The sequence below is a fragment of the Rhodosalinus sp. 5P4 genome (assembly GCF_041365695.1).
In the GTDB taxonomy this organism is placed as follows: domain Bacteria; phylum Pseudomonadota; class Alphaproteobacteria; order Rhodobacterales; family Rhodobacteraceae; genus Rhodosalinus.
Window position 1 is genome coordinate 77,858 of record NZ_JBGFSJ010000008.1, and the last position, 26,155, is coordinate 104,012.

The window sequence follows — 26,155 nt, forward strand, 5'->3', positions numbered from 1 at the left end:
GTCAGGACGCGTAGTCGGCGCCTTCCTCGTCGAGGATCGCCCGAAGCTCCGCGAGATGCAGCTCGCCGCCGCTTTCGTACTGCTCGATCTGGCGGGCGGTCGTCTCGGCGACGTCGTCGGACAGCACCTTGAGCGGCTGGCCGGTCTGCAGCGCGCGGATGTAGGTCTCGGCCGCCCGTTCGAAGTAGTAGAGCCGGTCGAAGGTCTCGGCCACCGTGTCGCCGATCACCATGACCCCGTGGTTGCCCATGATCATCACCTTGCGCTTCGGGTCGTCGAAAAGCCCGGCGCAGCGCTCGCCCTCCGCCTCGAAGGCCAGCCCGCCATAGCCGGTGTCGATCACCGTCCGGTCGTAAAAGGCGGCGGTATTCTGGTCGATGGGCGGCAGGCGCGGATCCTCCAGGCAGGCGAGCACGGTGGCGTGGATCGAGTGGACGTGCATGGCACAGCGCGCATGGGGCACGCGCCGGTGCAGCGCCCCGTGCAGGCCCCAGGCGGTGGGGTCCGGCGCGCCCGGACGCTCCAGCGTCGCGGGATCGTTCGCGTCCACGAGCAGGAGATCCGAGGCGCGTACCCGGGCGAAGTGCTTCTGCGGGTTGATCAGGAACCGCGTGCCGTCCTCGTTCACGGAAAGCGAGAAGTGGTTGGCCACCGCCTCGTGCATGCCGAGCCGCGCGGTCCAGCGCAGCGCCGCCGCGAGGTCGCAGCGCTCGGTCCAGTGATCGAGGTTCGGTCGGGATGCGGGGGCGTTCATGGCGTGTCCTCCTTGGCAGGGTGGATGGGGCGCGACGGGATCCAGGCGTAGCCGTCCAGGTCCAGGATGCAGGCCTCGCGCAGCCCGTGCGGCTTGTCGGTGGCGGGCTGGAGCACGACGCCGCCCGCGGCTTCGGCGCGCGCGGCGGCAATGTCGGGGTCGGTGTCGTAAAGACGGATTTCGAGCCCCGCGCCCCGCGCGCCCGCCTCGGGCAGCAGGCCGGGCAGCGGATGGCTGCCGTAGGTCGCGTCGGCATGGAGCTGGAAGAGCTGCGCGCCATAGGCCGCGATGGCGAAATCGGCGCTCTCGCGGTGGGTCGCGATCCCGAACACATGGCGCAGGAACGCCGCGCTGCGGGCCACGTCGCACACGAGTAGGTTGAGGCCGAGGCCGCGCAGCGACCGGCCGAACGCGTCGGGGCTGACCGTCTCGAAATCCATCGCGCGCCTCCCGGAGCGGAGCTTGATCGCCCCCCGCGGAGGTGTCAACTTGGCCCCTGTTCCCCCGACCGTCCCACCAGTCAGGATCCCTCATGCACAGTTCCCCGCCGCGCGTCGTCAGCCCGGACCAGCCCGCGCCACGGGATTTCCACGACCCCGATGCGGCGGTGGAGCACCTGAAAGCGCTTTACGATGGGGCCTGCGCCTTTCTTCACGAGCGGTTCGAGGTGGCGATGCGCGATGGCGATCCGTGCGTGCGCTACCGCGCCTTCTATCCCGAGATCCGGCTGACCACGACCACCTTCGCCCAGGTCGACAGCCGCCTGAGCTTCGGCCACGTCGCCGAGCCCGGCACCTATGCCGCCACGGTGACGCGGCCCGACCTCTTCGCGAACTACCTGCGCCAGCAGATCGGTCTGATCGTCGAGAACCACGGCGTGCCGGTGATGATCGGCCCCTCGGACACGCCGATCCCGATCCATTTCGCGGTGGCGCAGCAATCCCTTCTGGGCGTCCCCCAGGAAGGCGCGGCGAGCTTCACGCTGCGCGACGTCTTCGACGTGCCGGACCTCTTCACGACGAACGACGACATCGTCAACGGCCTCGCCTGGGCGAGCGGCGCGCAACCCGCGCCCCTCGCGCCGTTCACGGCGCAGCGCGTGGACTATTCGCTCGCGCGGCTGCGCCACTACACCGCGACGGATCCCGCGCATTTCCAGAACCACGTCCTGTTCACCAACTACCAGTTCTACGTCGAGGAGTTCGAAGCGGTGGCGCGGGCGAAGCTCGCCGATCGCGGCAGCGGCTACACCAGCTTCGTCGCCACCGGCGACGTCGAGATCACCAGCCCTGACGCAGAGATCCCGCTCTTGCCGAAACTGCCGCAGATGCCCGCCTATCACCTCAAGCGGCCCGACGGGCAGGGCGTCACGCTCGTCAACATCGGCGTCGGACCGTCCAACGCGAAGACGGCGACGGATCACATCGCGGTGCTGCGGCCGCATGCCTGGATCATGGTGGGCCATTGCGCCGGCCTGCGGACCAACCAGAAGCTGGGCGATTTCGTCCTCGCCCACGCCTACCTGCGCGAGGACCGGGTGCTCGACGACGATCTGCCGGTCTGGGTGCCGATCCCGGCACTCGCCGAGATCCAGATCGCGCTTCAGGAGGCGGTCGCCACCGAGACCGAGATGGCCGGCTACGACCTCAAGCGGATCATGCGCACGGGCACCGTGGCCAGCGTCGACAACCGCAACTGGGAACTGCGCGAGCACACCGGGCCGGTGCAGCGGCTGAGCCAGTCCCGCGCCATCGCGCTCGACATGGAATCCGCCACCATCGCCGCCAACGGCTACCGGTTCCGCGTGCCCTACGGCACGCTTCTGTGCGTCTCGGACAAGCCGCTTCACGGCGAACTCAAGCTGCCGGGCATGGCCTCGGACTTCTACAAGACCCAGGTGGCGCGGCATCTGCGCATCGGGATCCGGGCGATGGAACTCATCGCGGCGATGCCGCTGGAGCGGATCCACAGCCGGAAACTGCGCAGTTTCGACGAAACCGCCTTCCTTTGAGCGGGAAAACGCGCGAAACGTTGCCGTAATACCATGAATCCCGCTTGTATGCGGCCACCATTTGTTGTGTTTGTTGCCCACATGAAGTTATATGATCGAAGCGAGGCCCAAGATTGCGGGCAGTGGAAGGAGACCAGGAAATGGCCAAACCGATGACCAAGACCCAGCTTGTGGCCGCGCTGGCCGAGGAAATGGGCAGCGACAAGAAAACCGCCGGCGCCGCGCTCGACGCGGTATGCGGGCTGATCACCCGCGAGGTGGCGGATGGCGGCGCGGTGACGCTTCCCGGTGTCGGCAAGTTCTACCTGCGCGAACGTCCCGAGCGCATGGTGCGCAACCCCGCCACCGGCGAGCAGTTCAAGAAGCCCGCCGACAAGCAGGTGAAGGTCACCATCGCCAAGGCGCTCAAGGACAGCGCGAACGGCTGACGCCCGCCTCGTCCCGGTGACAGGGGCCGCCCGTGGGCGGCCCTTTTCTTTGCCGCGCCCCCGTGGCACATGCGTGGGACCGGCCTGTCCCACGGCAGGCCGGGCGGGCATTGCGCGGGGTTTGCGAGGCTTCCCTTCGGAAGGGGGGTCGCCCGCGATGGGAGGGGGCCGGCGGCTTGGACATTCGCGCGATCGTTCTGGGGCTGGCCTTCGCGGTGATGTGGTCCTCGGCCTTCAGCGCGGCGCGGATCATCGTGGCCTCGGCGCCGCCGCTTTCGTCGCTTTCGCTGCGGTTCCTGATCTCGGGTCTGATCGGCGTCGCCGTGGCCCGGTATCTCGGGCAGTCCTGGCGGCTGACGCCGGCGCAGTGGCGCGCCACCGTCGTTTTCGGCGTCTGCCAGAACGCGCTCTACCTGGGGCTTTACTGGATCGCCATGCAGACGGTGGAGGCCTCACTTGCCGCGATCATCGCCTCGACCATGCCGCTTCTGGTGGCGCTGTCCGGGCGGGTCTTCCTCGGCGAGCGGATCCGGCCGCTCGGCCTTGCCGGCCTCGTGGCGGGTTTCGTGGGCGTCACGCTCATCATGGGCGCACGCTTCCAGGGCGGGGTCGATCCCTACGGCCTGGCCCTTTGCGTCGTCGGGGTGGGGGCGCTGACCGTGGCGACGCTCTCGGTGCGGGGCGCCTCGTCGGGGGGCAACTTCCTGATGGTCGTCGGGCTTCAGATGCTCGTGGGCTCGGCGGCACTGGCCGTGCCCGCGGCCATGCTGGAGACGATCGAGGTCGACTGGTCGTGGCGGCTGGGGCTGGCCTACGCCTACACGATCCTCGTCCCGGGCCTCGCCGCCACGCTGGTGTGGTTCCTGCTGGTGGATCGCGTGGGCGCGGTGAAGGCGGCCACCTTCCACTTTCTCAACCCGTTTCTCGGCGTGGCGATCGCGGCGCTTCTGCTGGGCGAGGCGTTGGGTCCGCTCGATATCGTGGGCGTCACCGTGATCGCCTTCGGCATCCTGGCGGTGCAACTGTCGCGCCAGCAGCGCGTGCCGGCCGCGGCGCGGCGCGGCTAGCCGAGGATCGCCAGAAGAACCGTCAGCGTGAAGAAGGCGCCCGTCGTGGCGCCGAGGAGCGCGAGCGAGGCGATGCCCTCGTGGCCGTAATCCTGGGCGAAGAGCGCGTAGATCCCGAACATCGGCATGGCCGCCGACAGCACGACGGCGAGGCGAAGATCCGGGTCGGCGACGTGGAACCCGATGAGCGGCAGCACCACCAGCGCGAGCGCGGTCATCGCCGGATGCAGCAGGAGCTTTCCGGCGACGATTTCCGCGGCGAGCATCCGGTTGCCGCGCACCGGCAGCCCGACGAGCGAGCCGCCGATCACGAAAAGCGCGATCGCCCCGGTGGAGGACGCCAGAAGGTCGAGGAGCCGCGCCACACCGGAGGGCACCGAGAGCCCGGCCAGAGATACCGCTAGCCCTGCGAGCAGCCCCAGCACCATGGGCCGCCGCACCACGCCCCAGATGAGGGCCTTCAGCCGCGGCCAGATGCTGCCGACATGCGAGGGGCGCGAGCCTTCCAGCAACAACAGCGTGAGGGGAATGAGCACGAAATTCTCGACCACGAGGTTCATCGCGAGGATGAGCCCCGCGTCCTCCGGCAGCAGCAGCAGCATCAGCGGGTAGCCCACATAGCCCGAGTTCGGACAGCTCGACCCCATCACCGCGATGGCCTTGCGCGCCGGGCCTGTGCCGCGCAGCGTGTGCCAGGTCCAGGCCAGCGCGATGGTGGCCAGCCCGCCCGCGAGAAAGACCGCCATGTAGTTGGGGCTCACGCTTTCGGTGAGCTTGCGGCCCGCCACCGCAGAAAAGAGCAGCGCGGGCAGCGCCACGTTCATCACGAAAAGGCCCAGAACGCGCATGTCCTCGGGACGGAAGGCCCCGAAGCGCACCGAGCCGTATCCGAGCCCCACCAGCGCGAAGATGGGAAAGGTGATCGCCAGGATGTCGAGCACGGGGTCTAGCCGATCGGCCCCCGCGCGCCGCCGGTCTGCGCACGGTCGAGAAGCAGGTGATCGAGCAGGACGCAGGCCATCATCGCCTCGCCCACCGGCACCGCGCGGATGCCGACGCAGGGATCGTGGCGGCCCTTGGTGACGATCTCGGTCGCCTCGCCCGAGAGGGTGACGGTGCGCCGCGGCGTCAGGATCGACGAGGTGGGCTTCACCGCGAAGCGCACCACGACCTCCTGCCCGGTGGAGATGCCGCCCAGCACCCCGCCCGCGTGGTTGGAGGAATAGACCGGCTCGCCGTCATTGCCCATGAATATCTCGTCGGCGTTCTGGCTGCCGGTCAGTTCGGCCGCCGCCATGCCCTCGCCGATCTCCACGCCCTTCACGGCGTTGATGCTCATCATCGCGGCGGCGAGATCGGTGTCGAGCTTGCCGTAGACCGGTGCGCCGAGGCCGGGCGGCACGCCCGACGCGACCACCTCGATCACGGCGCCCGCGCTGTCGCCGGACTTGCGCAGAGCGTCGAGATAGGCGGCCCAGTCCTCGGCGGCTTGCGGGTCGGGGCACCAGAAGGGGTTCCCGTCGATCACCGCCGCGTCGAAGCGCGCGCGGTCGATGGCGTGCGGGCCGATGCGAGTCATGTAGCCCCGGATTTCCAGGCCCGGCGCCAGCGCGGCCAGCGCGGCGCGCGCCACGCCGCCGGCGGCGACCCGCGCCGCCGTCTCCCGCGCGGAGGAGCGCCCGCCGCCACGATAGTCGCGGATGCCGTATTTCTGCCAGTAGGCGATGTCGGCATGGCCGGGGCGGAAGGTCTTGGCGATCTCGGAATAGTCCTTGGAGCGCTGGTCGGCGTTGCGGATCAGAAGCTGGATCGGGGTGCCGGTGCTCTGCCCCTCGAAGACGCCCGACAGGATCTCCACCGCGTCGGGCTCCCGGCGCTGGGTCACGTACCGGCTTTGTCCCGGCTTGCGCCGGTCGAGCCAGAGCTGGAGCGCGGCCTCGTCGAGCGCGACGCCGGGCGGGCAGCCGTCCACCACGGCACCGAGGGCGGGGCCGTGGCTTTCGCCCCAGGTGGTCACGCGAAAGACGTGGCCGAAGCTGTTCAGGCTCATGCGAGATGGTCCTCCTGACTGGGCGGTCTAGCCCGCGCACCCCCTCCTCTCAAGCGGTTTCGCCTTGAAGGGCCAAGGGCGGCGGTCTAACGTCGCGCTCACCTCGGGGTGGCCCGCACGCGCGCGGGCCTGAGATGCCGGACGGCGAACCCGTTGAACCTGAACCGGTTAGGACCGGCGGAGGGAAGGGACAGGACCAACGGGGCAGATCGCCCGCCTCCCCTGACTTGCTCCGCCCGTCGCAAGAAAGGAGCAAGACGATGCGCGCTTCGATGATTGCCACGGGTCTCGTCGCCGCCGCCACGGGCGCGGCGGGCCAGACCCCCGAACTCACCGTCTACACCTATGACAGCTTCGTCTCCGACTGGGGCCCCGGCCCGCAGATCGAGACAGCCTTCGAGGAGGTTTGCGGCTGCGACCTGCGCTTCGTGGGCGCGGGCGACGGCGCCGCGCTCCTGTCCCGGCTGCGGCTCGAGGGCGAGAGGACGCAGGCCGACGTGGTGCTTGGACTCGACACGAACCTGACCTATGCCGCCCGCGAGACGGGACTTTTCGCCGAGCACGGGATCGCGGCGGAATTCGACCTTCCGGTGGCGTGGGACGACCCGCATTTCCTGCCCTTCGACTGGGGCTATTTCGCCTTCGTCCACGAGGCGGGCCTCGACGCGCCGACCTCCTTCCGCGCGCTGGCGGAAAGCGATCTCGACATCCTGATCCAGGATCCGCGCTCCTCCACGCCCGGCCTCGGGCTGCTGATGTGGGTGAAGGCGGCCTATGGCGACGAGGCGGGCACGATCTGGGAAGGGCTCTCCGACAACGTGGTCACCGTCACGCCCGGCTGGTCGGAGGCCTACGGGCTCTTCCTCGACGGCGAGGCGGACATGGTCCTCTCCTACACCACCTCTCCGGCCTATCACCTGATCGCCGAGGACGATCCCTCCAAGGCCGCCGCGCCCTTCGAGGAGGGGCACTACATGCAGGTCGAGGTGGCGGGCATGCTCGCCGGCACCGAGCAGCCCGACCTCGCCCGGCAGTTCCTCGAGTTCATGACCGGTCCCGGCTTCCAGTCCGTGATCCCGACCACGAACTGGATGTACCCGGCGGTCATCCCGCCCGAGGGTCTGCCCGAGGGCTTCGAGACGCTGATCGCGCCCGAGACGGCCCTTCTGCTGCCGCCGGCGGAGGCCGCGGCGCTTCGCGGCCCGGCGCTCGAGGAATGGCGCGCGGCGCTGGCGCGCTAGGCGCGCCGCCCTGGGCGGCGGCGGGCGCGGCGCTTTTCGTCGCCGCGCTCGTCCTCGCCCCCGTGATCGCGGTGATCTGGACCGCGGGCGCGGCGGGGCGGCTCGGCCCGGGCGACTGGGCCGCGGTGCGTTTCTCGCTCACCCAGGCCGCGCTCTCGGCGCTTCTGTCGGCCGCGCTCGCCGTGCCCGTGGCGCGGGCGCTGGCGCGCCGCCGGTTCCCGGGGCGCGGCGCGCTCGTCACGCTGCTGGGCGCGCCCTTCATCCTGCCCGTCGTCGTGGCCGTCTTCGGGCTTCTCGCCGTGTTCGGGCGCAACGGCATCGCCAGCAACCTGCTGGACCTCGCGGGGCAGGAGCCGCTGTCGATCTACGGCCTGCACGGCGTGGTGCTCGCCCATGTCTTCTTCAACCTGCCGCTGGCCACGCGGCTTCTGCTTCAGGGCTGGCTCGCCATCCCGGGCGAGCGGTTCCGCCTCGCCGCCGCGCTCGCCCTGCCGCCGAGGACTGTGTTCCGCCTGCTCGAGCTTCCCATGCTGGTGCGCGTGCTGCCCGGCGCGGCGGTGGTGATCTTCGTCATCTGCCTGTCCAGCTTCGCCGTGGTGCTGATCCTCGGGGGCGGGCCGGCGGCCACCACCGTGGAACTCGCCATCTACCAGGCGTTCCGCTTCGAGTTCGATCTCGGCAAGGCCGCGGCCCTCGCGCTCGTCCAGCTGGCGCTCGCGGGCGGCGCGGCGATGCTTGCCGCGCGCCTCGCCCTGCCGCCGGCCATGGGCGCCGGGCTGGACCGGGTGGTGCCGCGCTGGGACGCCGACCGCCCGGGTCTGCGGGTGCAGGACGCGCTGTGGATCGGGGCTGCCGCCGGTTTCCTGCTTGTGCCGCTCGCCATGATCGTGATCGACGGGGTGCCGGGGCTGGCGCGGCTGCCGGGCAGCGTGTGGACGGCCGCGGGGCGCTCTGTCGCCGTCGCGCTCGTCTCCACCGCGCTCGCCATCGCGCTCGCCCTCGCGCTGGCGAGCCGGCGGGGCGAGCTGCTGGCGGTGCTCGCCATCGCCGTCTCGCCGCTCGTGCTCGGGACCGGCCTTTTCCTGATCCTCCGACCCGTGGCCGCGCCGGGCGACGTGGCGCTTCCGGTGACCGCCCTCGTCAACGCGCTGATGGCGCTGCCCTTCGCGCTCCGCGCGATCCGCCCCGAGCTCGAGGCGGTGCGGGCCGATTACGGCCGCCTCTGCCTGTCGCTCGGCCTGACCGGGCGGCGGTTCTGGACGCGGGTCGCGCTGCCTCGGCTGCGCCGCCCGCTCGGTTTCGCGGCGGGGCTCGCCGCGGCGCTCTCCATGGGGGATCTCGGCGTGATCGCGCTCTTCGCCGACCCGGAGCGCGCGACGCTGCCCTTGCAGATGTATCGGCTCATGGGGGCCTACCGCACGTCGGACGCGGCCGGCGCCGCGCTTCTTTTGCTGCTGCTCAGCCTCGCGCTCTTCTGGGCCTTCGACCGCGGGGGGCGTATCGATGCTCGCGCTTGAGCGGCTCGTCGTCACGCAGGACACGTTCCGGCTGGAGGCGGATCTTACCGTCCCGGTGGGCCGCATCGTGGGCGTGATCGGGCCTTCCGGCGCAGGCAAGTCCACCCTTCTCAACGTCATCGCGGGCTTCTTCGCCCCGAGCGCGGGTCGCGTGCTTTGGGACGGGCGCGACATCACGCGGCTGACCCCGGCCGAGCGGCCCGTCGCCATGCTCTTCCAGGAGGCGAATCTCTTTCCCCATCTCACGGCCGCCCAGAACGTGGCGCTTGCCCTCACGCCGCGGGCGCGGCTCTCGCGAGCCGAGGCCGCGGCGGTGGAACAGGCGCTCGACAGGGTGGGCCTTTCCGGGCTCGGCGAACGGCGCCCGGCGCAGCTTTCGGGCGGCCAGCAGGGGCGCGTGGCGCTGGCCCGGGCGCTCTTGCAATCGAAGCCGCTTCTGCTGCTGGACGAGCCCTTTTCCGCGCTCGGCCCCGCCCTGCGCGGCGGAATGCTCGACCTGGTCCGCGAGATCGCGGAGGAGACCGGCGCGACCGTCCTTCTGGTCAGCCACGACCCCGCGGACGCCCGCCGCATCGCGGACGACATCCTGCTGGTGGCGGAAGGCCGGGCCGCCGCGCCGGTGCCCACGGCGGAGATCCTCGCCGCGCCGCCGCCCGCGCTGCGGGCCTATCTCGGGGACTGAGGGGGCGGCGTGACGCCGCGTTCTCGGGTGACATCCCCCGCGCCCGGAGGCAGGTTGACCCTGTGTGAGGAGGACCCGCCGATGACCGCCTATCCGAGACTTCTGGAACCGCTGGACCTGGGCTTCACGCAGCTTCCCAACCGGGTGCTCATGGGCTCCATGCACACCAACCTCGAGGAGCTCGGCGACTGGAACCGTATCGCGGAGTTCTACGCCGAGCGGGCCCGCGGGGGCGTGGGCCTCATGGTGACGGGCGGCATCGCCCCCAACCCGGAGGGCGCGGTCTTTCCCGGCGCCTCGGCGCTGGCCAGCGACGAGGACGTGGCCCACCACCGGATCGTGACCGAGGGCGTCCACGAGGCGGGCGGCCGGATCGCGATGCAGATCCTGCATGCCGGCCGCTACGCCTACGGCAAGGACTGCGTGGCGCCGAGCGCGATCAAGTCGCCCATCTCTCCCTTCGTCCCGCGCGAGCTCGACGAGGCGGGCATCGAGAAGCAGATCGCCGACTTCGCCGCCACCGCCGCACGGGCGCGGGAGGCGGGCTACGACGGCGTCGAGATCATGGGAAGCGAGGGCTATTTCATCAACCAGTTCCTCGTCACCCACACCAACAAGCGCACCGATCGCTGGGGCGGGCCCTACGAGAACCGGATGCGCCTGCCGGTCGAGATCCTGCGCCGGGTGCGCGCGGCCGTGGGGCGCGACTTCATCGTGATCTACCGGCTCTCGATGATCGACCTCGTGCCCGAGGGCTCCACCCACGAGGAGGTGGTCGAACTCGCCCGCGCGGTGGAGGAGGCCGGCGCCGACATCATCAACACCGGCATCGGCTGGCACGAGGCTCGGGTGCCCACCATCGCCACCTCGGTGCCGCGCGCCGGTTTCGCCTGGGTGACGAAGAAGCTCATGGGCAAGGTCGGCGTGCCGCTGGTGACGTCGAACCGGATCAACACGCCGGAGGTGGCCGAGAAGGTGCTGGCCGAAGGCTGCGCCGATTTGGTGAGCATGGCCCGGCCCTTCCTCGCGGACGCGCATTTCGTGAAGAAGTCCGCCGAGGGGCGCGCCGACGAGATCGCGCCCTGCATCGCCTGCAACCAAGCCTGCCTCGACCACACCTTCAGCCTCAAGGTCTCCTCCTGCCTCGTGAACCCGCGCGCTTGCCACGAGACCGAGCTGGTGATCGCGCCCGCCGCAGCCCCGAAGCGCGTCGCGGTCGTGGGCGCCGGGCCCGCGGGGCTCTCCGCGGCGATCACCGCGGCGGAGCGGGGCCACGATGTCACGCTGTTCGAGCGGGACGCGGTGATCGGCGGGCAGCTCAACCTGGCGCGGGTGATCCCCGGCAAGGAAGAGTTCCACGGCCTCGTGGACTGGTATGCGCGGATGCTCGACGTGCACGGCGTCGCGCTTCGGCTGGGCAAGGCGGCGACGGCGGCCGATCTCGCCGCCTTCGACGAGGTGATCGTGGCCACCGGGGTCAATCCCCGCGATCCGGGCATCCCGGGACAGGACGGGCCCAACGTGCTGGGCTACGCCGAGGTGTTGCGCGGCGCCGAGGTCGGGCCGCGCGTGGCTGTCGTGGGCGCGGGCGGCATCGGCTTCGACGTCGCCGAGTTCCTCGTCCACGCGGGTGAAAGCCCCACCGAGAACCTTGCCCTCTGGCGCGAGGAATGGGGCGTCGGCGACCCGGAGGACCGCCGCGGCGGCCTGGCCGAGCCGCATCCGCACCCCGCGGCGCGGAAGGTCACGCTGCTGCAGCGCAAGGCGGAAAAGCCGGGCCGCCGCCTCGGCAAGACGACGGGCTGGATTCACCGCGCGAGCCTCAGGATGAAGGGCGTCGAGATGCTCTCGGGCGTCAACTACGAGGGCATCGACGCGGGCGGCCTGCATGTCTCCTTCGGGGAGGCGCGCGAGCGGCCCACCCGCATCGAGGCCGACACCATCGTTCTTTGCGCCGGGCAGGAGAGCGAGCGCGCCCTTGCCGAGGCGCTAGAGGCGGCGGGCGTTCGCGCGCATGTGATCGGCGGCGCGGACGTGGCCGCGGAACTCGACGCCAAGCGCGCCATCGACCAGGGCACCCGGCTCGCGGCGGCGCTCTGATGCGGCCCATAGGTCTCATCGGCGGGATGAGCTGGGAAAGCACGGCGGTCTATTACCGCCTCCTGAACGAGCGCGCGCGCGAGCGGTTCGGCGGCCTGCACTCGGCTGAGATCCTCCTCTGGTCCGTGGATTTCGCCCGGATCGAGCGGATGCAGGCCGACGGCGACTGGGCGCGGGGGGGAGAGGAGCTCGCCGCGATCGCGCGGCGCCTGGAGGCGGCCGGGGCGGGCTGCATCGCGATCTGCACCAACACCATGCACAAGGTCGCGGGCGAGGTGGCCGGCGCGGTGCGCGTGCCGCTCGTCCATATCGCCGACGCCACGGCCGCGGCGGTGCGCCACGCGGGCTGCAAGCGGCCGCTCCTTCTGGCCACGCGCTACACGATGGAGCAGGATTTCTACCGCGGCCGCCTGGCCGACCTCGGGATGGACACCGCGATCCCGCCCGAGCCCGCGCGCTCGGAGGTGCACCGCGTGATCTACGAGGAGCTTTGCCGCGGCCAAGTGCGCCCCGGGTCCCGGGCGCGCTACGTGGCCGCCATCGAAGACGCCGCCCGGGCGGGCGCGGACGGGGTCATCCTGGGCTGCACCGAGATCGGCCTGCTGATCGGCCCGGGCGACACGGACCTTCCCCTTTTCGACACGACCGCGCTTCATGCCGATGCGATCCTCGAGGCGGCGATTACACCTCTGAGTTGAATGTCGCAGGTTTGATCGTTTCCTACCGTTGAACTGGCACACTCAAACCGCCGTATTGTCGGCCCAGAGTCCAAAAACCGCCGGATTTTCCACCGATACCCGACCCTGCTGCCAAATATAGTGTTGAAAGGGTAAATCGTATGGATCGGCTCACGGAAATGGAGGCGTTCGCCACCGTCGTGGACCAGGGGGGGTTCACGGACGCGGCGAAGAAGCTGGGGATTTCTAAATCCGCCGTCTCCAAGCATGTTTCGTCGCTGGAAGCGCGTCTGGGGGCGCGTCTTCTCAACCGCACGACGCGCCGGGTCAGCCCGACGGAGATCGGGCTTGTCTACTATGACCGCGCGCGGCGCGTGCTCAACGACGCCGGCGAGGCCGACGCGCTGGTGACCTCGATGCAGTCGGCCCCGTCGGGGCTGCTGCGGGTCTCGGTGGCCACCGATTTCGGTGTGAACCATCTCTCTCCCGTGCTCGGGGACTTCCTTCAGGAATTTCCCGACATCACGGTCAACATGGTTCTGAGCAACCGCTACGTGGAGCTGATTTCCGAAGGCTTCGACATGGCGGTGCGGATCGGCGAACTGGAAGACTCGAGCCTGCGGGCGCGCAAGCTCACGGAAACGACCAAGCGCATGATCGGCTCGCCGTCCTACTTCCAGAAATTCGGACGCCCGCAGCGGATCGACGACCTGAACGAGCACAAGCTCCTGCACTATTCGAGCCAGTCCTCGGGCAGTGTCTGGCGCGTGACCGCACCCTCGGGCGAAAAGCGCCAGGTGCGCACCGCGGGCTGGCTTTCGGTGAATGACGGGCAGTCGCTTCTGAACGCCTGCATCGCCGGGCTCGGGATCGCCTACCTGCCGTCCTACCTTTACGCCGACGCGATGGCGCAGGGGCTGGTCGAGGACGCGATCCCCGATCTGCCGGTGGAATCCCACGGCATCTACGCCGTCTACCCGCCGGGCCGCTTCACCCAGCCCAAGGTGCGCGCCTTCATCGATTTCCTCGTCCACCAGTTCGCGGAAAAGGGTCCGACGACGTGGTAAGCGCGCCGCCGCGCCCGCACCCGGGCGCGCGGCGGGGCTGCCGCACCGGGTCGCGCGCGAGGCGATCCGGGGCCGCGGCCGCAGATTCGATACGAGGAATGCGGGCCGCGCCCGCTCAATCGGCGGCCGGCTCCACGACGGCCACGATCGGACCCATCCATCTTCCGATATCGGAGCGACCAAGCCCGGGGGCGTGCAGGCGCGAGACGTTGCCGTCGAGGTAAAGCGCCTGGGGCAGGCCCAGGCGGTCGCGGAAGAGCCGCCCGAACTCGTGAAAGGTGACGGGGCGCCCCGAGATGGCGAAGACGACGCGGTCTCCCGACTCGGTCGCGCCGACGCCGTTGCGCACGAAGCGCGACGTGCTGTCGGCGAGAAACCTGGGGTGCAGCGCGCCGTCGATCACCAGCATGGGGCCCGATTGCGTGGCGTGGCGGCACTCCGGCCCGGTCTCGGCGAAGCGCCGGGTCTCGATCACCCGCGCGCGTGCGGCCTCTATGCACAGAACGCCGTTCGGCAGGAGCCCGAAATTGCCCGGTCCGGCCGATGTGACGAGAGACATCGTCTGCTCGCCGTCCTCCACGTAAAGGCCGACGGGCGCGCGGTCCTGGTGATACATGCCCGCGTTCATGGCGAAGGCGAGATGCCGTCCGCGCGCGCCCAGCGCACGCTCCAGCGTCGAGAAATGCCCGTAGGGCACGCCATCCGCGCCGGCGTGAAAGAGCCTCAGCTCTTCGCGCGCCGGATCCACCTCGCAGACCGTGTAGGGAATGCCGTCATGCGTCTGATCCCGGCATTCCACGCCGTGTGCCCCGCCGGCGAGAGCCAGCGTGAAGGCGAGCGCGGCAAGGCCGCGGATCACTCTTCCAGATCCCGCCGCACCGAGGGCTGCTCGAAAAGGCGCCGCGTCTCGTCCATCCTGTCGAATGTCTCGTCGATCACGAAGCGCAGCTCCGGCGCGTATTTCAGCGTGAGCTCGCGCGACACGGCGCGCCGCAATTCGCCACGGTTGCGGTCGAGAAGCGCGATGGCGTCTTCCTGTCCGCGCCCGCCAAGCGGCATGACGTAGACGGTCGCCACCTTCAGGTCGGGCGAGGCCCGCACTTCCGCGACGGTCAGCGACAGCCGGTTGAGCTCCGGGTCGTGGATATCGCCACGGTTCAGAACGTCGGAAAGGGTGCGCCGGATCAGTTCCCCGACGCGAAGCTGGCGCTGGCTGGGGCCCTGTTCGGCATGATTGCGGGATCGCGACATGGCCGACAGATATGCCCTCCCGCGGGCTTTGCCAAGCGGTGCCGGAGGCGCTAAGGAGGCCGCGCCTTGTCGGGAGGAATACGGGATGGCCGATCTGCCGGGGATCGTGGTGACAGGCGCCTCGGGGCGCATGGGACGGATGCTGGTTCAAACGGTGCGCGACTCGGAGCGCGCGCGCCTGTCCGGCGCGGTGGAACGGCCGGGACACCCCTGGATCGGGTGCGACCTGGGCGAGGCGATGGGCGGTGCGCCCCTCGGCGTCACGGTGAGCGACGATCCGCTGGAGGCCTTCGCGTCCGCGCGCGCGGTTCTCGATTTCACCAGCCCCGACGCCACTGTCGCCTTCGCCGAGATCGCCGCGCAGGCGCGCCTCGTTCACGTGGTCGGGACCACCGGATTCGACGACGCGCATCTCGCGAAGCTACGCGCCGCGGCGCGCCACGCGACGATGGTGCGTGCCGGCAACATGAGCCTTGGCGTCAATCTTCTGACGCTGCTGGCCCGCAGGGTCGCGGAGGCGCTCGACGACGATTACGACATCGAGATCGTCGAGGCGCACCACCGTCACAAGGCCGACGCGCCCTCGGGCACCGCGCTGATGCTGGGCGCGGCGGCGGCAGAGGGCCGCGGGGTCGCCCTGTCGGAGGTGGCGGACCGTGCCCGCGACGGGATGACCGGTCCGCGCAGGCGCGGCGCCATCGGATTTCACGCCGTGCGCGGCGGGGACATCGTGGGCGAGCACGAGGTGATCTTCGCCGGCGAAGGCGAACGTGTCTCGCTGCGCCACGTGGCCAGCGACCGGTCCGTGTTCGCGCGGGGCGCGCTTCGCGCGGCGCTCTGGGGTCTGGACAAGGGGCCGGGCGAATACGACATGATCGATGTGCTGGGCTTCGCGGAGGAACGCAAAGACTGATCCGGCCCGGCTGTAACACCGTAGTCCCCTTTAAACGAAGAGGATGCCGACCATGCGTATACTTGTTGCAGCCACGCTCGCGCTCGTCCTCGGGACGCTTCCGGTCCGGGCGGATTTCGCGCAGATCACCGACCGGTCCCAGTTCATGGACCTCGTCGTGGGCAAGGAGCTCACCCGCCCGCTCGTCCGCCTCCAGGTCGAGCCCGACGGCGCCATCCGCGGCACCGGCGCGCTGCGCGAGGTCAGGGGCGCCTGGAAATGGCAGAGCGGGTTGTTCTGCCGCGACCTCTACTGGGGCGAACGGGATCTGGGTTACAATTGCCAGACCGTCGAGATGAGCGGAAACACCGTACGCTTCACCGCCGATCAGGGGCAGGGCGACCACGCGGATTTCCGCGTTCGCTGAGGGTCGTCACCCCTCGGCCGCCATCCGGCGTGCCATGTCCAGCATCCGGCAAGAGAAGCCCCACTCGTTGTCGTACCACCCGAAGAGCCGGGTCAGATCGCCGGCGACGGACGTGCCCGGCCCGCTCATGATGATGGACTCGCACCGTCCGCGCAGGTCGGTGGAGACGAGTGGCGCCTCGATCCAGCCGAAGACATCTGAGCCTTCGGCCGCATCCCGCAGCGCCGCGTTGACGTCCTCGGGCGGGGCCGGACGTCTCAGTCTTACCGTCAGGTCGATGGACGAGACGCTCGCCGTGGGCACACGCAGCGCCCGCGCCTCCACCCGGCCCCGGAGGGACGGCAGCACCTCGCCGATGAGCGCGCCCGCGCTTGTCGTGGTGGGGACCATCGACAGCGCGGCGGCACGTGAGCGTTCCGGCGTGCCGCGGGGCTTGTCCACGGTGGGCTGGCTGCCCGTGTAGCAGTGCACCGTGGTCATCTGCCCGCTCTCCACGCCCCAGGTTCCGTCGAGGAGCCGCAGCAGCGGGGCGAGCGCGTTCGTCGTGCAGGACGTGTTGGAGACGACGGGCTGCCCGGCCAGCCGCTCGTCGTTGGCACCCAGCACGAGCGTGACGTCCGCCGCGGGCGACGGACCCGAGATCAGCACCCGCCGCGCCCCGGCATCGAGGCCCGCCTCGGCCACGGGCCGGGATGTGGCAAGCCCTGTGCATTCCAGCACCACGTCGACGCCGGACAGGTCGAGCGCGCGCAGATCCTCCGCCTGGTGCAGCGGGACGCTGTGGCGGCCGGCCTGCAAGGCGCCGTTGCGGGCCGTCACCGGCTCGGGCCATGGCCCGAAGACACTGTCATATCCGAAAAGATAGGCCATGAGATCGGGCTCGGCGATGTCGTTCACCAGGACAAGCTCGATGTCGCGCGCCTCCGACAGGATCAGGCGCATGAGCGTGCGCCCGATGCGCCCGAAGCCGTTGATCGCTACCCGAACGGGTCTGCCTGTCATTTCCGTCATCCTCGCCGCGTCGTCGAAACGCTCGCTATCAGAGCGGCGCGCGCGCGCCCAGCCCTGCACGCGCCGGGCGGAACGTTTCAGAAGTCGATCGCCAGCCCCTTGCGCTCCCAGTCGCCGTAGCGCACGGGCTCGGGGCCGTCGCGGCCCCCGAGTTCGGGCGGAAGCTCCAGGGATTTCGCCTTTCGGCGGCGCTCCTCGGCCTCGGCCAGGGCGCGCTGCGCGGCGGGCGGAAGGTCGCGCCGCGCGTGGTCTGCGGGTGTTTCGGGCGTGTCGTCGGCCATCTTCTTCCCTCGCGGTCTCGCCGCTGATATAGACCGCGCCTTCGCCACCGCCAAGCCGAGGCCCCCATGACAGCCACCGCGCCCGATCCCGTCGCGCCCGATCCGGGGCACGGACGCGCCGCCCGGCGCGGCGCGCTCGCGCTGCTCGACGCCGTGACCGGCGAGGCGCAGACGCTGTCCGAGGCCGATGGCCGCATCGCGCAGCTTGCGCCGCCCGATCGCGCGCGTGCGCTTCGTCTCGCCCGCGACACGCTGCGCGGGCTTGCCCGGGCCGACGCGCTGCTTGCGCCGCATCTGCGCCGCGCGCCGCCCCGGATCGTACGCAACGCGCTTCGGCTCGGCACGACGGAACTTGCCAGGGGGGCGGCCGCGCATGGCGCGGTGAACGACTGGGTGACGATCGTGGGCACGCTGGGCCGCAAGGCCGCGCCCGCACGCGGGATGGTGAACGCCGTGCTGCGCAAGATGGCGACCGAGGCGCCGGGCCGCTGGGACGCGCTGCCCGTGCCCGAGCTGCCGGCATGGCTTCGCGATCCGCTTCTGGACGCATGGGGCGCCGACGCGGTGGCGGCGATGGAGGCCGCGCATCTCGCCGGCGCGCCGCTCGACCTGACGGCGCGGGGCGATCCGCGCGATCTGGCCGCGCGGCTCGCCGCGGAGCTGCTGCCCACCGGCTCGGTGCGGGTGTCGGGCAACACCCGGGTGTCGGCCGTGCCCGGCTACGCGGAAGGCGACTGGTGGATTCAGGACGCGGCGGCCGCGCTGCCGGTCCGCCTTCTCGCGCCCCGGCCCGGCGAGCGGGTGCTGGACCTCTGCGCCGCGCCGGGGGGCAAGGCGCTTCAGCTTGCCGCGGCCGGGGCCGAGGTGACCGCGGTCGACATGTCGCCAGAGCGCCTCGCGCGGGTGGCCAGCAACCTCGCGCGTACCGGTCTGTCGGCCACGCTCTGCGCCGAAGACGCGCGCGCCCACGCCGGCGGACCCTACGACGCGGTGCTTGTGGACGCGCCCTGTTCGGCCACGGGCACGATCCGCCGCCATCCCGACCTGCCCCATGTGCGGGACGGCTCGGGCATCGACGCGCTCGTCGCGCTTCAGGCCGAGATGCTGGATCACGCCCTGACCCGGCTCGCCCCCGGGGGCCGCCTCGTCTTCTGCACCTGTTCGCTTCTGCCCGAAGAGGGCGAGGGGCAGGTCACCGCGGCCCTCGCCCGTCATCCCGGGCTGGTCGCGGACCGGGCGGCGCTGGATCGCCCGGGCCTCGACCCGGCCTGGCGAAGCGCCGAGGGCGGGCTGCGTCTGCGCCCCGACTACTGGGCGGCGTCGGGCGGCATGGACGGGTTCTACATGGCAGTGCTGCGCCGCGCCTGACAGGCACGCGCCTTGCGCGTCGCCGAAGGTGACTTGGCCTTTCCACGCGCCTATACTGCGCACGATCGCGCACGCCCGAGAGGCGCGGAACCGGGGCAGATCGGAATGGCAGACGGGCAGGGCTGGCCGGCGCGCAGCGCGCGCCTTCTGGACGGCTGGGCGGCGTGGCGCGCGGCCCGGGCACGGCCGGCCACGGGGTTCCGCACCCCGCCCGAGCCGCGCACCTTCGGGCTTGTCGCGCGCGGGCGGCAGCTTCTCGCGGGGAACCTGATGTTCGCGGGCCATCTCGTCGAAACGCCGCCCGGCACCCGGCCCTGGGGCATCGCGCCCCCCGACCCCGCCTTCACGGCCGAGTTGCACGGGTTCGGCTGGCTCGATGACCTGGCCGCGGTAGGCACCGCCCCGGCGCGCTCACTGGCGCAGGACTGGCTCTGGGACTGGATCGGGCGCTACGGGGCCGGGCGCGGCCCGGGATGGACGGCGGACCTCGCGGGGCGGCGCCTCACGCGCTGGATAGAGCACGCGCTCTTCCTGACGATGGGGCGGGACGCGGCGACGCAGGCGGCGTTCTTTCGCGCCCTCGCCGTGCAGGCCGCCTTCGCCGCCCGGCGCTGGCGCGCCGCCCCTCCCGGGCTGGAGCGTTTCGAGGCCGTGTCGGGCGTCGTTCTGGCCGGGCTCATGCTGGAGGGGCTGGAGCACCGGCTCGACGCCGGCCTCGCCGCGCTCGAGAGGGTTTGCCGCGACGAGATCGACGCGGGCGGCGCGATTCCCACGCGCAACCCCGAAGAGCTGATGGAGGTGCTGACGCTTCTCACCTGGATCGTCGCTGTGCTGCGCGACGCGGGCCGCGATCCGGGGCCGGAGCTGGCCGCGGCGATCGCGCGGGTGGCCCCGACGCTGCGCGGTCTGCGCCATGCCGACGGCGGCCTGCCGCGCTTTCACGGTGGCGGGCGGGGGGTGGAGGGCCGGCTGGACCAGGCGCTCGCGGCGACGGACGCGCGGCGCAGGCCGCCCGCGGGGCTCGCCATGGGATATGCGCGGCTGCGCGCCGGCCGCACGACCCTGATCGTGGACGCGGCCCGCCCGCCCGGGGGCCGCGGCTCTTTCGACGCCCATGCCTCGACCCTCGCCTTCGAACTGACCTCCGGACGCCGGCCCGTCATCGTCAACTGCGGCGCGGGGGGCAGCTTCGGCGCGGAGTGGCGGCGGGCGGGCCGCGCCACGCCCTCCCATTCCACGCTTTGCCTCGAAGGCCGGTCGAGCGCACGGCTCGGAAAGCCCGTGCTCGTGGCGGGCATGCGGCGCGAGATGCTTGAAGCGGCGCCCACCGACGTCCCGGCGGACCTCGACCGGGACGCCGAGGCGCATCGTTTCGAGGGCGCGCATGACGGGTACCGCCCGGGCTGGGGAGTGACCCATGCGCGGATGCTGGCCCTGTCGCTCGACGGGCGCGGGCTTTCGGGCGAGGATCTGCTGCTCGCGCTCGAAGCCCACGACAAGCGACGCTTCGATGCCGCGCTCGACGCCGCCAGGCTGCGCGGCCTGCCCTACCAGATCCGGTTCCACCTGCACCCGGAGGTGGACGCCGAGCTCGACATGGGGGGGGCCGCGGTCTCGCTCGCAGCGCCCTCGGGAGAGATCTGGGTGTTTCGCCACGACGGCGCGGCGCGGCTGTCGCTCGAACGGGGCGTCTACCTCGAGCGTGGCCGGTTGCGGCCGCGCGCCGCGCAACAGATCGTTTTGTCCGGCCGCGCTTTCGAGTATGCGACGCGCGTGCGATGGTCCGTGGCCAAGACCCAGGAGACCGCGACGGCTGTCCGCGACCTGGTCCACGCCATGCCCGAATACGAACCCTGAGACCCGTTTTCCCGACAGGAAAGGCCCCCAGCCCATGCCCGATCTCGTTCCCGTCCGCCGCGCGCTGCTGTCCGTCTCCGACAAGACAGGCCTCGCGGAGCTCGGAAAGGCGCTCGCGGCACGGGGCGTCGAGCTCGTGTCCACCGGCGGCAGCGCGGCGACGCTGCGGCAGGCGGGGCTTGCCGTGCGGGACGTGTCCGACCTCACCGGTTTCGCCGAGATGATGGACGGGCGCGTCAAGACGCTGCACCCGGCGGTGCATGGCGGGCTTCTCGCGCTGCGCGACGTGCCGGAGCACCGCGCCGCGATGGAGGAGCACGACATCGCGCCCATCGACCTGCTGGTGGTCAACCTCTACCCGTTCGAGGAGACGGTGGCCCGCGGCGCAGGCTACAACGAGACGATCGAGAACATCGACATCGGCGGCCCTGCGATGATCCGCGCCGCGGCGAAGAACCACGCCCATGTGGCGACCGTCGTGGACGTCGAGGACTACCCGGCGCTCCTGGCAGAACTCGACGGGAATGACGGCGCCACGCGGTACCCGTTCCGCCAGCGCCTCGCGCTGACCGCCTACGGCCGCACCGGCGCTTACGACGCGGCGGTGTCGGGCTGGCTGGCCGGGGCGCTGGAGGAAGACGCCCCGCGGCGCCGGGTCTTCGCGGGCAGGCTCGCCCAGACGCTGCGCTACGGCGAGAACCCGCACCAGCGCGCGGCCTTCTACGGCGACGGCTCCCACCGCCCGGGCGTGGCCGCCGCCGAGCAGCTTCAGGGCAAGGAACTCAGCTACAACAACATCAACGACACCGACGCGGCGGCCGAGCTCTGCGCGGAATTCATGCCGCGCGACGGGGCCGCCTGCGTGATCGTGAAGCACGCGAACCCCTGCGGCGTGGCGCGCGGGGAGACGCTCCGCGAGGCGTATCTGCGCGCGCGCGACTGCGACCGCACCAGCGCCTTCGGCGGCATCGTGGCGCTCAACACGCGGCTGGACGCCGGGACCGCCGAGGCGATTCTCGAGCTTTTCACCGAGGTCGTCATCGCGCCCGCCATCGATCAGGCGGCGCGGGATCTTTTCGCGACGAAGCCCAATCTGCGCCTGCTGCTCGCGCATGGGCTGGCCGACCCCGCGGAGGCGGGCCTCGCCGTGCGGCAGGTGTCGGGCGGCTGGCTCGTGCAGGACCGCGACGCCGCGGTCGTGCGGCAGGAGGATCTGCGGGTCGTGACGAAACGCGCGCCCGGCGAGGGCGAGATGCGCGACATGCTCTTCGCGTGGACGGTGGCCAAGCACGTGAAGTCCAACGCCATCGTCTACGCGAAAGGCGGCGCGACGGTGGGCATCGGCGCGGGGCAGATGAGCCGCGTGGACAGCACCCGCATCGCCGCGCGAAAGGCCGCCGACATGGCCGAGACGCTGGGCCTGTCCGTTCTGCCGACGCAGGGATCGGCCGTGGCCTCGGACGCGTTCTTTCCCTTCGCCGACGGCGTGCTGGCCGCGGCGGAGGCCGGGGCGACCGCGCTCATCCAGCCGGGCGGTTCGATGCGCGACGACGAGGTGATCGCGGCCGCCGACGAGGCCGGGCTTGCCATGGTCTTCACCGGCCAGCGCCACTTCCGTCACTGAATGGCCGGCATAGTCCCGAAAGGAGCCCCGATGCGGCTGGTGATACAGGTGGCGGCGGCGGTCTTCGTGCTGGACCAGGCGCTGAAATATTACGTCGTCCACTGGCTCGGGCTGGCGCGGCTGGGTGCCATCGACGTGCTGCCGCCCTTCCTGAACCTGCGCATGGCGTGGAACACCGGGATCAATTTCGGCCTCTTCGCAGGCGGGTCCGAAACCGCGCGCTGGGTCCTGATCGTCGTCGCGCTGGCGATCACGGCCGCCGTCACGGTCTGGATGTGGCGCGAGCCGCCGGGCGTCGCCGGGCGCGTCTCGGCGGGCCTTCTCGTCGGCGGTGCGCTCGGCAACGTGGTGGATCGGGTCCTTTACGGCGCGGTGGCGGATTTCCTCAACATGTCCTGTTGCGGTATCGAAAACCCCTACGCCTTCAACGTGGCCGACATCGCGATCTTCGCGGGGGCGCTCGGCCTCGTCTTCTTCACGGGCGGCGACGGACGCCGGGACACGAAAAAGGCCCCGTGACGCGGGCTGCGGGATGAGCTAAGGCTGTGGCGATGATCGAGGAGGGTGCGATGCGGTGGGCGCGGCTTGTGCTCGTGGCTCTGGTTGCGGTGACGCTCGCGGGCTGTGGCGCGCGCGGCGAACGCGATCTCAGGCAGTTTCCCTACAGCCTTCAGCAAGGCCCCGAAGAGTTCGCCGTGGTGCCGTTCAAGCCGCTGGAGACACCGCAGAGCTTCGCCGAGTTGCCGACGCCGACGCCGGGCGCGCGCAACCGGGTGGACCTGACCCCCAATGCCGACGCGGTGGCCGCGCTGGGGGGCGATCCCGCGGCCCTGTCGGAGCGCGGGGTGCCCGCATCCGACGGCGCGCTGGTCTCGCACGCGTCGCGCTACGGCGTTCCGGCGGGCCTGCGCGCGCGCCTTGCGGCGGAGGACGCGGAATACCGCCAGCGCTTCGGGCTTTTCACCTTCCAGCTCATCCGCAACGACCGGTACCGCCAGGCATATCGCCGGCAGGCGCTCGACCCGAACGCCGCGCTCGAGGCCTACCGCCGCGCCGGCCTGCGCACGCCATCCGCCCCGCCACAGTGAGGCGTCCGCCTCACAAACCCGTCAACGACGCTTGAACGGTCGCGGGCGCCGCGTAGCTTAGCAGCGTGCCCATGACAGGAGGTGCCCCGATGCGCCGTGCCGCGCTTTTCCTCGCCCTTGCCCTCACATTCATCGCCCGGCCCGCGCTCGCGACCGAGAACGTCACCGACTTCGTCCTCGACAACGGGATGCAGGTCGTCGTGATCGAGGATCACCGCGCACCGCTCGCGGTGCACATGGTCTGGTATCGCGCCGGCTCCGCCGACGAGCGGCCGGGCGCCTCGGGGGCTGCGCATTTCCTCGAACACATGATGTTCCGCGGCACCGAGACGCGCGCCCCCGGCGAGTTCTCGGAACGCGTGGCGGCGAACGGCGGCAACGACAACGCTTTCACGAGCTACGATTACACCGCCTATTTCCAGCGCGTCGCCGCCGACCGGCTGGGCCTGATGATGGAGATGGAGGCCGACCGCATGGCCAACCTCCTGCTCCGGCCCGAGCTGGTCGAGACCGAGCGGGGCGTCATCCTCGAAGAGCGCAACCAGCGCGTGGAGAACGAGCCCGGCTCGCTCTTCCGCGAGCAGACCTCGGCCGCGCAATTCCTCAACCATCCCTACGGCGCGCCGATCATCGGATGGCGCCACGAGATCGAGGCGCTGAGCCGCGAGGACCTGAACGCGTACTACACCCGGCATTACGCGCCCAACAACGCGATCCTGATCGTTGCGGGCGACGTCACGCCGGACGAGGTGCGGCGTCTTGCCGAAACCCATTACGGCCCGATCCCGGCGAACCCCGCGGTCACGGAGCGTGCCCGCCCGCAGGAGCCGCCGCAGCGCGCGCCCCGCCGCGTGACGATGGAGGACGCCCGCGTGGCGCAACCCTACGTCACCCGAAGCTGGCTCGCGCCCGAGCGCGATCCGGGCGACCAGCGGCAGGCCGCGGCCCTCGTGCTGCTGTCCGAGCTTCTGGGCGGCGGGCAGACCTCGGTCCTGACCACGGCGCTTCAGTACGACAATCCCGTCGCCGTGTTCACCAGCGCCTTCTACGGCGCGACCTCGCTGGACCGGACGCGGTTCGGCGTGGTCGTGGTGCCGGCCCAAGGCGTCGGCCTTGCCGAGGCCGAGGCCGCGCTCGATGCCGAGATCGCCCGCTTCCTCGAGACGGGCGTGGATGCCGAGGCGCTCGAGCGGATCAAGTTCGGCCTGAAGGCCAGCCGCATCTACCAGCAGGACAACGTGCAGTCGGTGGCCCAGCGCTACGGCCGCGCGCTGACCAGCGGGCTCGCGCTCGAGGACATCGCGGCCTGGCCCGGGATCCTCGATTCGATCACCGGGGAAGAGATCATGGCCGTGGCGCGCGACGTTCTGGTGCCCGAACGCTCGGTCACCGGCTGGCTCCGGGCGCCCGAGGCCGACAAGACTGCGAACACGGAGGTGATGCAATGAAGTGGCTGGCCCCCCTCGCGCTTGCGGTTTTCGCCGCGCTGCCCGCGCGCGCCGAGATCGAGATCGAGGAAGTCACGAGCCCCGGCGGCATCACCGCCTGGCTTGTCGAGGACCACAACATCCCCTTCACCGCGCTGGAGCTGAGATTCCAGGGCGGAACCTCGCTCGACGCGCCGGGCAAGGAAGGCGCCGTGCGCCTGATGGCCGCGCTTCTCGAAGAGGGCGCGGGGGAGCGTGACGCGCAAGCCTTCGCGGCGGCGACCGAGACGATCGCGGCCGATTTCGACTACGACGCCCGCGACGACGCGGTGTCCGTCTCGGCGCGCTTCCTGACCGAGACGCGCGACGAGGCGGTGGAACTTCTGCGCGCCTCGCTCATGGAGCCGCGATTCGACGAGGACGCGATCGCGCGCGTGCGCGCTCAGGCGCTTTCCGCGATCCGGTCGGACCTGAACGATCCCGGTGCCATCGCGAGCCGCGAGTTCGCCCGCCTCGCCTTCGGGGATCATCCCTATGGCCGCGCGTCCGACGGCACGATCGAGAGCGTCGGCGCCCTGACCCGCGACGACCTCGTGGCCGCGCATGCCGAAGCGCTTGCCCGCGACCGCGTCTTCGTCGCGGCCGCCGGAGACATCACCGCGGAGGAGTTGGGGGGGCTGCTCGACGAGCTTCTGGGCGGCCTGCCGGAGACAGGCGGCGCGCGCCCCGGGGACGTGGCGGTGGCGCTGCCCGGCGGCATTTCGGTGGTCGAATTCGCCACGCCCCAGTCCGTCGCCGTGTTCGGCCACGAGGGCCTGCCGCGCGACGACGAGGATTTCTTCGCCGCCTTCGTGCTCAACCAGATCCTGGGCGGCGGCGGTTTCGAGAGCCGCCTGATGCAGGAGGTGCGCGAGAAGCGCGGGCTGACCTACGGCGTTTACAGCTATCTCGCGCCGAAGGATCACGCCGCGCTCTACATGGGCCGCGTGGCGTCGGCCAACGACCGCATCGCCGAGGCGATCGAGGTGATCCGCGGCGAGTGGGCGCGCATCGCCCGGGACGGCGTGACCGAAGCCGAGCTCGAGGCCGCCCGGACCTACCTGACCGGCGCCTACCCGCTGCGCTTCGACGGGAACGGGCCGATCGCCCGTATCCTGGTGGGGATGCAGATGGACGGTCTGCCGACCACCTACCCGCAGACGCGCAACGACCAGCTGGCGGCGATCACGCTCGAGGACGTGAACCGCGTGGCCGCGGAGCTGCTGAAGCCCGAACGGCTGCACTTCGTGGTGGCCGGTCAGCCCGAGGGGCTGGAGACGACGCCGGGCCAGTAGG

At 71.1% G+C, this 26,155-nt stretch carries 26 protein-coding genes and 1 riboswitch; of the genes, 18 read left to right on the forward strand and 8 right to left on the reverse strand.

Translation table 11 applies throughout. The features are described from left to right. Position 1: 1 nt before the first annotated feature. Both AB6A69_RS14775 and AB6A69_RS14780 read right to left on the reverse strand, forming a co-directional pair. Entirely contained in the window at positions 2 to 754 is a 753-nt protein-coding gene (locus AB6A69_RS14775) for a class II aldolase and adducin N-terminal domain-containing protein (RefSeq protein WP_371038045.1), read from the reverse strand. Beyond that, positions 751 to 1,194 carry a VOC family protein gene (locus AB6A69_RS14780; protein WP_371061340.1) on the reverse strand — a complete coding sequence of 148 codons (444 nt, stop codon included), beginning with the start codon at positions 1,192 to 1,194 and terminating at the stop codon, positions 751 to 753. The genes AB6A69_RS14775 and AB6A69_RS14780 overlap by 4 nt, the downstream gene beginning before the upstream one ends. Positions 1,195 to 1,286: 92 nt before the next feature. Here AB6A69_RS14780 and AB6A69_RS14785 point away from each other — a divergent pair, with 92 nt between their 5' ends. The 3 genes from AB6A69_RS14785 to AB6A69_RS14795 all read left to right on the forward strand — a co-directional run bounded on the left by AB6A69_RS14785 (position 1,287) and on the right by AB6A69_RS14795 (position 4,260). After that, complete coding sequence (locus tag AB6A69_RS14785; RefSeq protein ID WP_371061341.1) at positions 1,287 to 2,765, forward strand: AMP nucleosidase; 1,479 nt, start codon at positions 1,287 to 1,289, stop codon at positions 2,763 to 2,765. Positions 2,766 to 2,905: 140 nt separating this feature from the next. Further along, on the forward strand, positions 2,906 to 3,193 hold the full coding sequence (locus tag AB6A69_RS14790; RefSeq protein WP_371038042.1) for an HU family DNA-binding protein: 288 nt from the start codon (positions 2,906 to 2,908) through the stop codon (positions 3,191 to 3,193). Positions 3,194 to 3,369: 176 nt separating this feature from the next. Continuing rightward, entirely contained in the window at positions 3,370 to 4,260 is an 891-nt protein-coding gene (locus AB6A69_RS14795) for a DMT family transporter (protein WP_371038041.1), read from the forward strand. Here the strand turns inward: AB6A69_RS14795 and AB6A69_RS14800 are convergent. Together AB6A69_RS14800 and aroC are read right to left on the reverse strand one after the other, a co-directional pair. Beyond that, positions 4,257 to 5,201: an AEC family transporter gene (locus tag AB6A69_RS14800; protein ID WP_371038040.1), complete on the reverse strand. Its 945-nt coding sequence runs from the start codon at positions 5,199 to 5,201 to the stop codon at positions 4,257 to 4,259. The genes AB6A69_RS14795 and AB6A69_RS14800 overlap by 4 nt on opposite strands. 5 nt (positions 5,202 to 5,206) lie before the next feature. Next, the gene (gene aroC, locus AB6A69_RS14805; RefSeq protein WP_371038039.1) at positions 5,207 to 6,310 is read right to left on the reverse strand and encodes a chorismate synthase; all 1,104 of its coding nucleotides are present in this window, start codon (positions 6,308 to 6,310) and stop codon (positions 5,207 to 5,209) included. 94 nt (positions 6,311 to 6,404) lie between these two features. After that, positions 6,405 to 6,513, forward strand: a riboswitch (TPP riboswitch). Between the two features lie 57 nt (positions 6,514 to 6,570). Here aroC and thiB point away from each other — a divergent pair. The 6 genes from thiB to AB6A69_RS14835 all read left to right on the forward strand — a co-directional run bounded on the left by thiB (position 6,571) and on the right by AB6A69_RS14835 (position 13,594). Then, positions 6,571 to 7,551: a thiamine ABC transporter substrate binding subunit gene (thiB, locus tag AB6A69_RS14810; protein ID WP_371061342.1), complete on the forward strand. Its 981-nt coding sequence runs from the start codon at positions 6,571 to 6,573 to the stop codon at positions 7,549 to 7,551. Then, on the forward strand, positions 7,527 to 9,068 hold the full coding sequence (locus AB6A69_RS14815; protein WP_371061343.1) for a thiamine/thiamine pyrophosphate ABC transporter permease ThiP: 1,542 nt from the start codon (positions 7,527 to 7,529) through the stop codon (positions 9,066 to 9,068). The genes thiB and AB6A69_RS14815 overlap by 25 nt, the downstream gene beginning before the upstream one ends. Next, positions 9,055 to 9,750 carry an ATP-binding cassette domain-containing protein gene (locus AB6A69_RS14820; RefSeq protein ID WP_371061344.1) on the forward strand — a complete coding sequence of 232 codons (696 nt, stop codon included), beginning with the start codon at positions 9,055 to 9,057 and terminating at the stop codon, positions 9,748 to 9,750. The genes AB6A69_RS14815 and AB6A69_RS14820 overlap by 14 nt, the downstream gene beginning before the upstream one ends. Before the next feature lie 81 nt (positions 9,751 to 9,831). Next, positions 9,832 to 11,850 carry an FAD-dependent oxidoreductase gene (locus AB6A69_RS14825; RefSeq protein ID WP_371061345.1) on the forward strand — a complete coding sequence of 673 codons (2,019 nt, stop codon included), beginning with the start codon at positions 9,832 to 9,834 and terminating at the stop codon, positions 11,848 to 11,850. Beyond that, positions 11,850 to 12,548, forward strand: coding sequence for an aspartate/glutamate racemase family protein (locus tag AB6A69_RS14830; RefSeq protein ID WP_371061346.1), 699 nt, complete (start codon positions 11,850 to 11,852; stop codon positions 12,546 to 12,548). The genes AB6A69_RS14825 and AB6A69_RS14830 overlap by 1 nt, the downstream gene beginning before the upstream one ends. Before the next feature lie 140 nt (positions 12,549 to 12,688). Continuing rightward, complete coding sequence (locus tag AB6A69_RS14835) at positions 12,689 to 13,594, forward strand: LysR family transcriptional regulator (RefSeq protein WP_371038033.1); 906 nt, start codon at positions 12,689 to 12,691, stop codon at positions 13,592 to 13,594. Positions 13,595 to 13,709: 115 nt separating this feature from the next. Here AB6A69_RS14835 and AB6A69_RS14840 read toward each other — a convergent pair whose 3' ends face one another. Both AB6A69_RS14840 and rbfA read right to left on the reverse strand, forming a co-directional pair. Further along, entirely contained in the window at positions 13,710 to 14,453 is a 744-nt protein-coding gene (locus AB6A69_RS14840; protein WP_371061347.1) for a phosphodiester glycosidase family protein, read from the reverse strand. Next, positions 14,450 to 14,845, reverse strand: a complete 396-nt coding sequence (gene rbfA / locus AB6A69_RS14845) for a 30S ribosome-binding factor RbfA (RefSeq protein WP_371038031.1) — start codon at positions 14,843 to 14,845, stop codon at positions 14,450 to 14,452. Before rbfA ends, AB6A69_RS14840 begins: the two co-directional genes overlap by 4 nt. Positions 14,846 to 14,930: 85 nt before the next feature. Here rbfA and dapB point away from each other — a divergent pair, with 85 nt between their 5' ends. Together dapB and AB6A69_RS14855 are read left to right on the forward strand one after the other, a co-directional pair. Further along, complete coding sequence (dapB, locus tag AB6A69_RS14850; protein WP_371061348.1) at positions 14,931 to 15,758, forward strand: 4-hydroxy-tetrahydrodipicolinate reductase; 828 nt, start codon at positions 14,931 to 14,933, stop codon at positions 15,756 to 15,758. A gap of 52 nt (positions 15,759 to 15,810) precedes the next feature. Next, positions 15,811 to 16,164, forward strand: coding sequence for a dihydrodipicolinate reductase (locus tag AB6A69_RS14855; protein WP_371038029.1), 354 nt, complete (start codon positions 15,811 to 15,813; stop codon positions 16,162 to 16,164). Positions 16,165 to 16,170: 6 nt separating this feature from the next. Here the strand turns inward: AB6A69_RS14855 and AB6A69_RS14860 are convergent, their stop codons facing one another. Together AB6A69_RS14860 and AB6A69_RS14865 are read right to left on the reverse strand one after the other, a co-directional pair. Further along, positions 16,171 to 17,166 (reverse strand): type I glyceraldehyde-3-phosphate dehydrogenase, encoded by a 996-nt coding sequence (locus tag AB6A69_RS14860; protein WP_371061349.1) that lies wholly within the window; start codon positions 17,164 to 17,166, stop codon positions 16,171 to 16,173. A gap of 86 nt (positions 17,167 to 17,252) precedes the next feature. Continuing rightward, on the reverse strand, positions 17,253 to 17,456 hold the full coding sequence (locus AB6A69_RS14865; RefSeq protein ID WP_371061350.1) for a DUF1674 domain-containing protein: 204 nt from the start codon (positions 17,454 to 17,456) through the stop codon (positions 17,253 to 17,255). 66 nt (positions 17,457 to 17,522) lie between these two features. On the opposite strand from AB6A69_RS14865, the gene AB6A69_RS14870 reads away from it, so the two are divergent. From AB6A69_RS14870 to AB6A69_RS14900, 7 genes are all read left to right on the forward strand, one after another. Further along, positions 17,523 to 18,824, forward strand: coding sequence for an RsmB/NOP family class I SAM-dependent RNA methyltransferase (locus AB6A69_RS14870; RefSeq protein ID WP_371061351.1), 1,302 nt, complete (start codon positions 17,523 to 17,525; stop codon positions 18,822 to 18,824). 105 nt (positions 18,825 to 18,929) lie between these two features. Beyond that, complete coding sequence (locus AB6A69_RS14875; protein ID WP_371061352.1) at positions 18,930 to 20,681, forward strand: heparinase II/III family protein; 1,752 nt, start codon at positions 18,930 to 18,932, stop codon at positions 20,679 to 20,681. Between the two features lie 34 nt (positions 20,682 to 20,715). Then, a complete protein-coding gene (purH, locus tag AB6A69_RS14880; RefSeq protein ID WP_371061353.1) occupies positions 20,716 to 22,305 on the forward strand; it encodes a bifunctional phosphoribosylaminoimidazolecarboxamide formyltransferase/IMP cyclohydrolase in 1,590 nt (529 codons plus the stop codon). A 30-nt stretch (positions 22,306 to 22,335) separates the two neighbouring features. Next, positions 22,336 to 22,824, forward strand: a complete 489-nt coding sequence (gene lspA / locus AB6A69_RS14885) for a signal peptidase II (protein WP_371038023.1) — start codon at positions 22,336 to 22,338, stop codon at positions 22,822 to 22,824. Between the two features lie 32 nt (positions 22,825 to 22,856). Continuing rightward, positions 22,857 to 23,393, forward strand: a complete 537-nt coding sequence (locus AB6A69_RS14890; RefSeq protein ID WP_371061399.1) for a DUF3035 domain-containing protein — start codon at positions 22,857 to 22,859, stop codon at positions 23,391 to 23,393. Between the two features lie 89 nt (positions 23,394 to 23,482). Continuing rightward, complete coding sequence (locus AB6A69_RS14895; protein WP_371061354.1) at positions 23,483 to 24,841, forward strand: M16 family metallopeptidase; 1,359 nt, start codon at positions 23,483 to 23,485, stop codon at positions 24,839 to 24,841. Continuing rightward, on the forward strand, positions 24,838 to 26,154 hold the full coding sequence (locus AB6A69_RS14900) for a M16 family metallopeptidase (RefSeq protein ID WP_371061355.1): 1,317 nt from the start codon (positions 24,838 to 24,840) through the stop codon (positions 26,152 to 26,154). The genes AB6A69_RS14895 and AB6A69_RS14900 overlap by 4 nt, the downstream gene beginning before the upstream one ends. Position 26,155 lies beyond the last annotated feature (1 nt).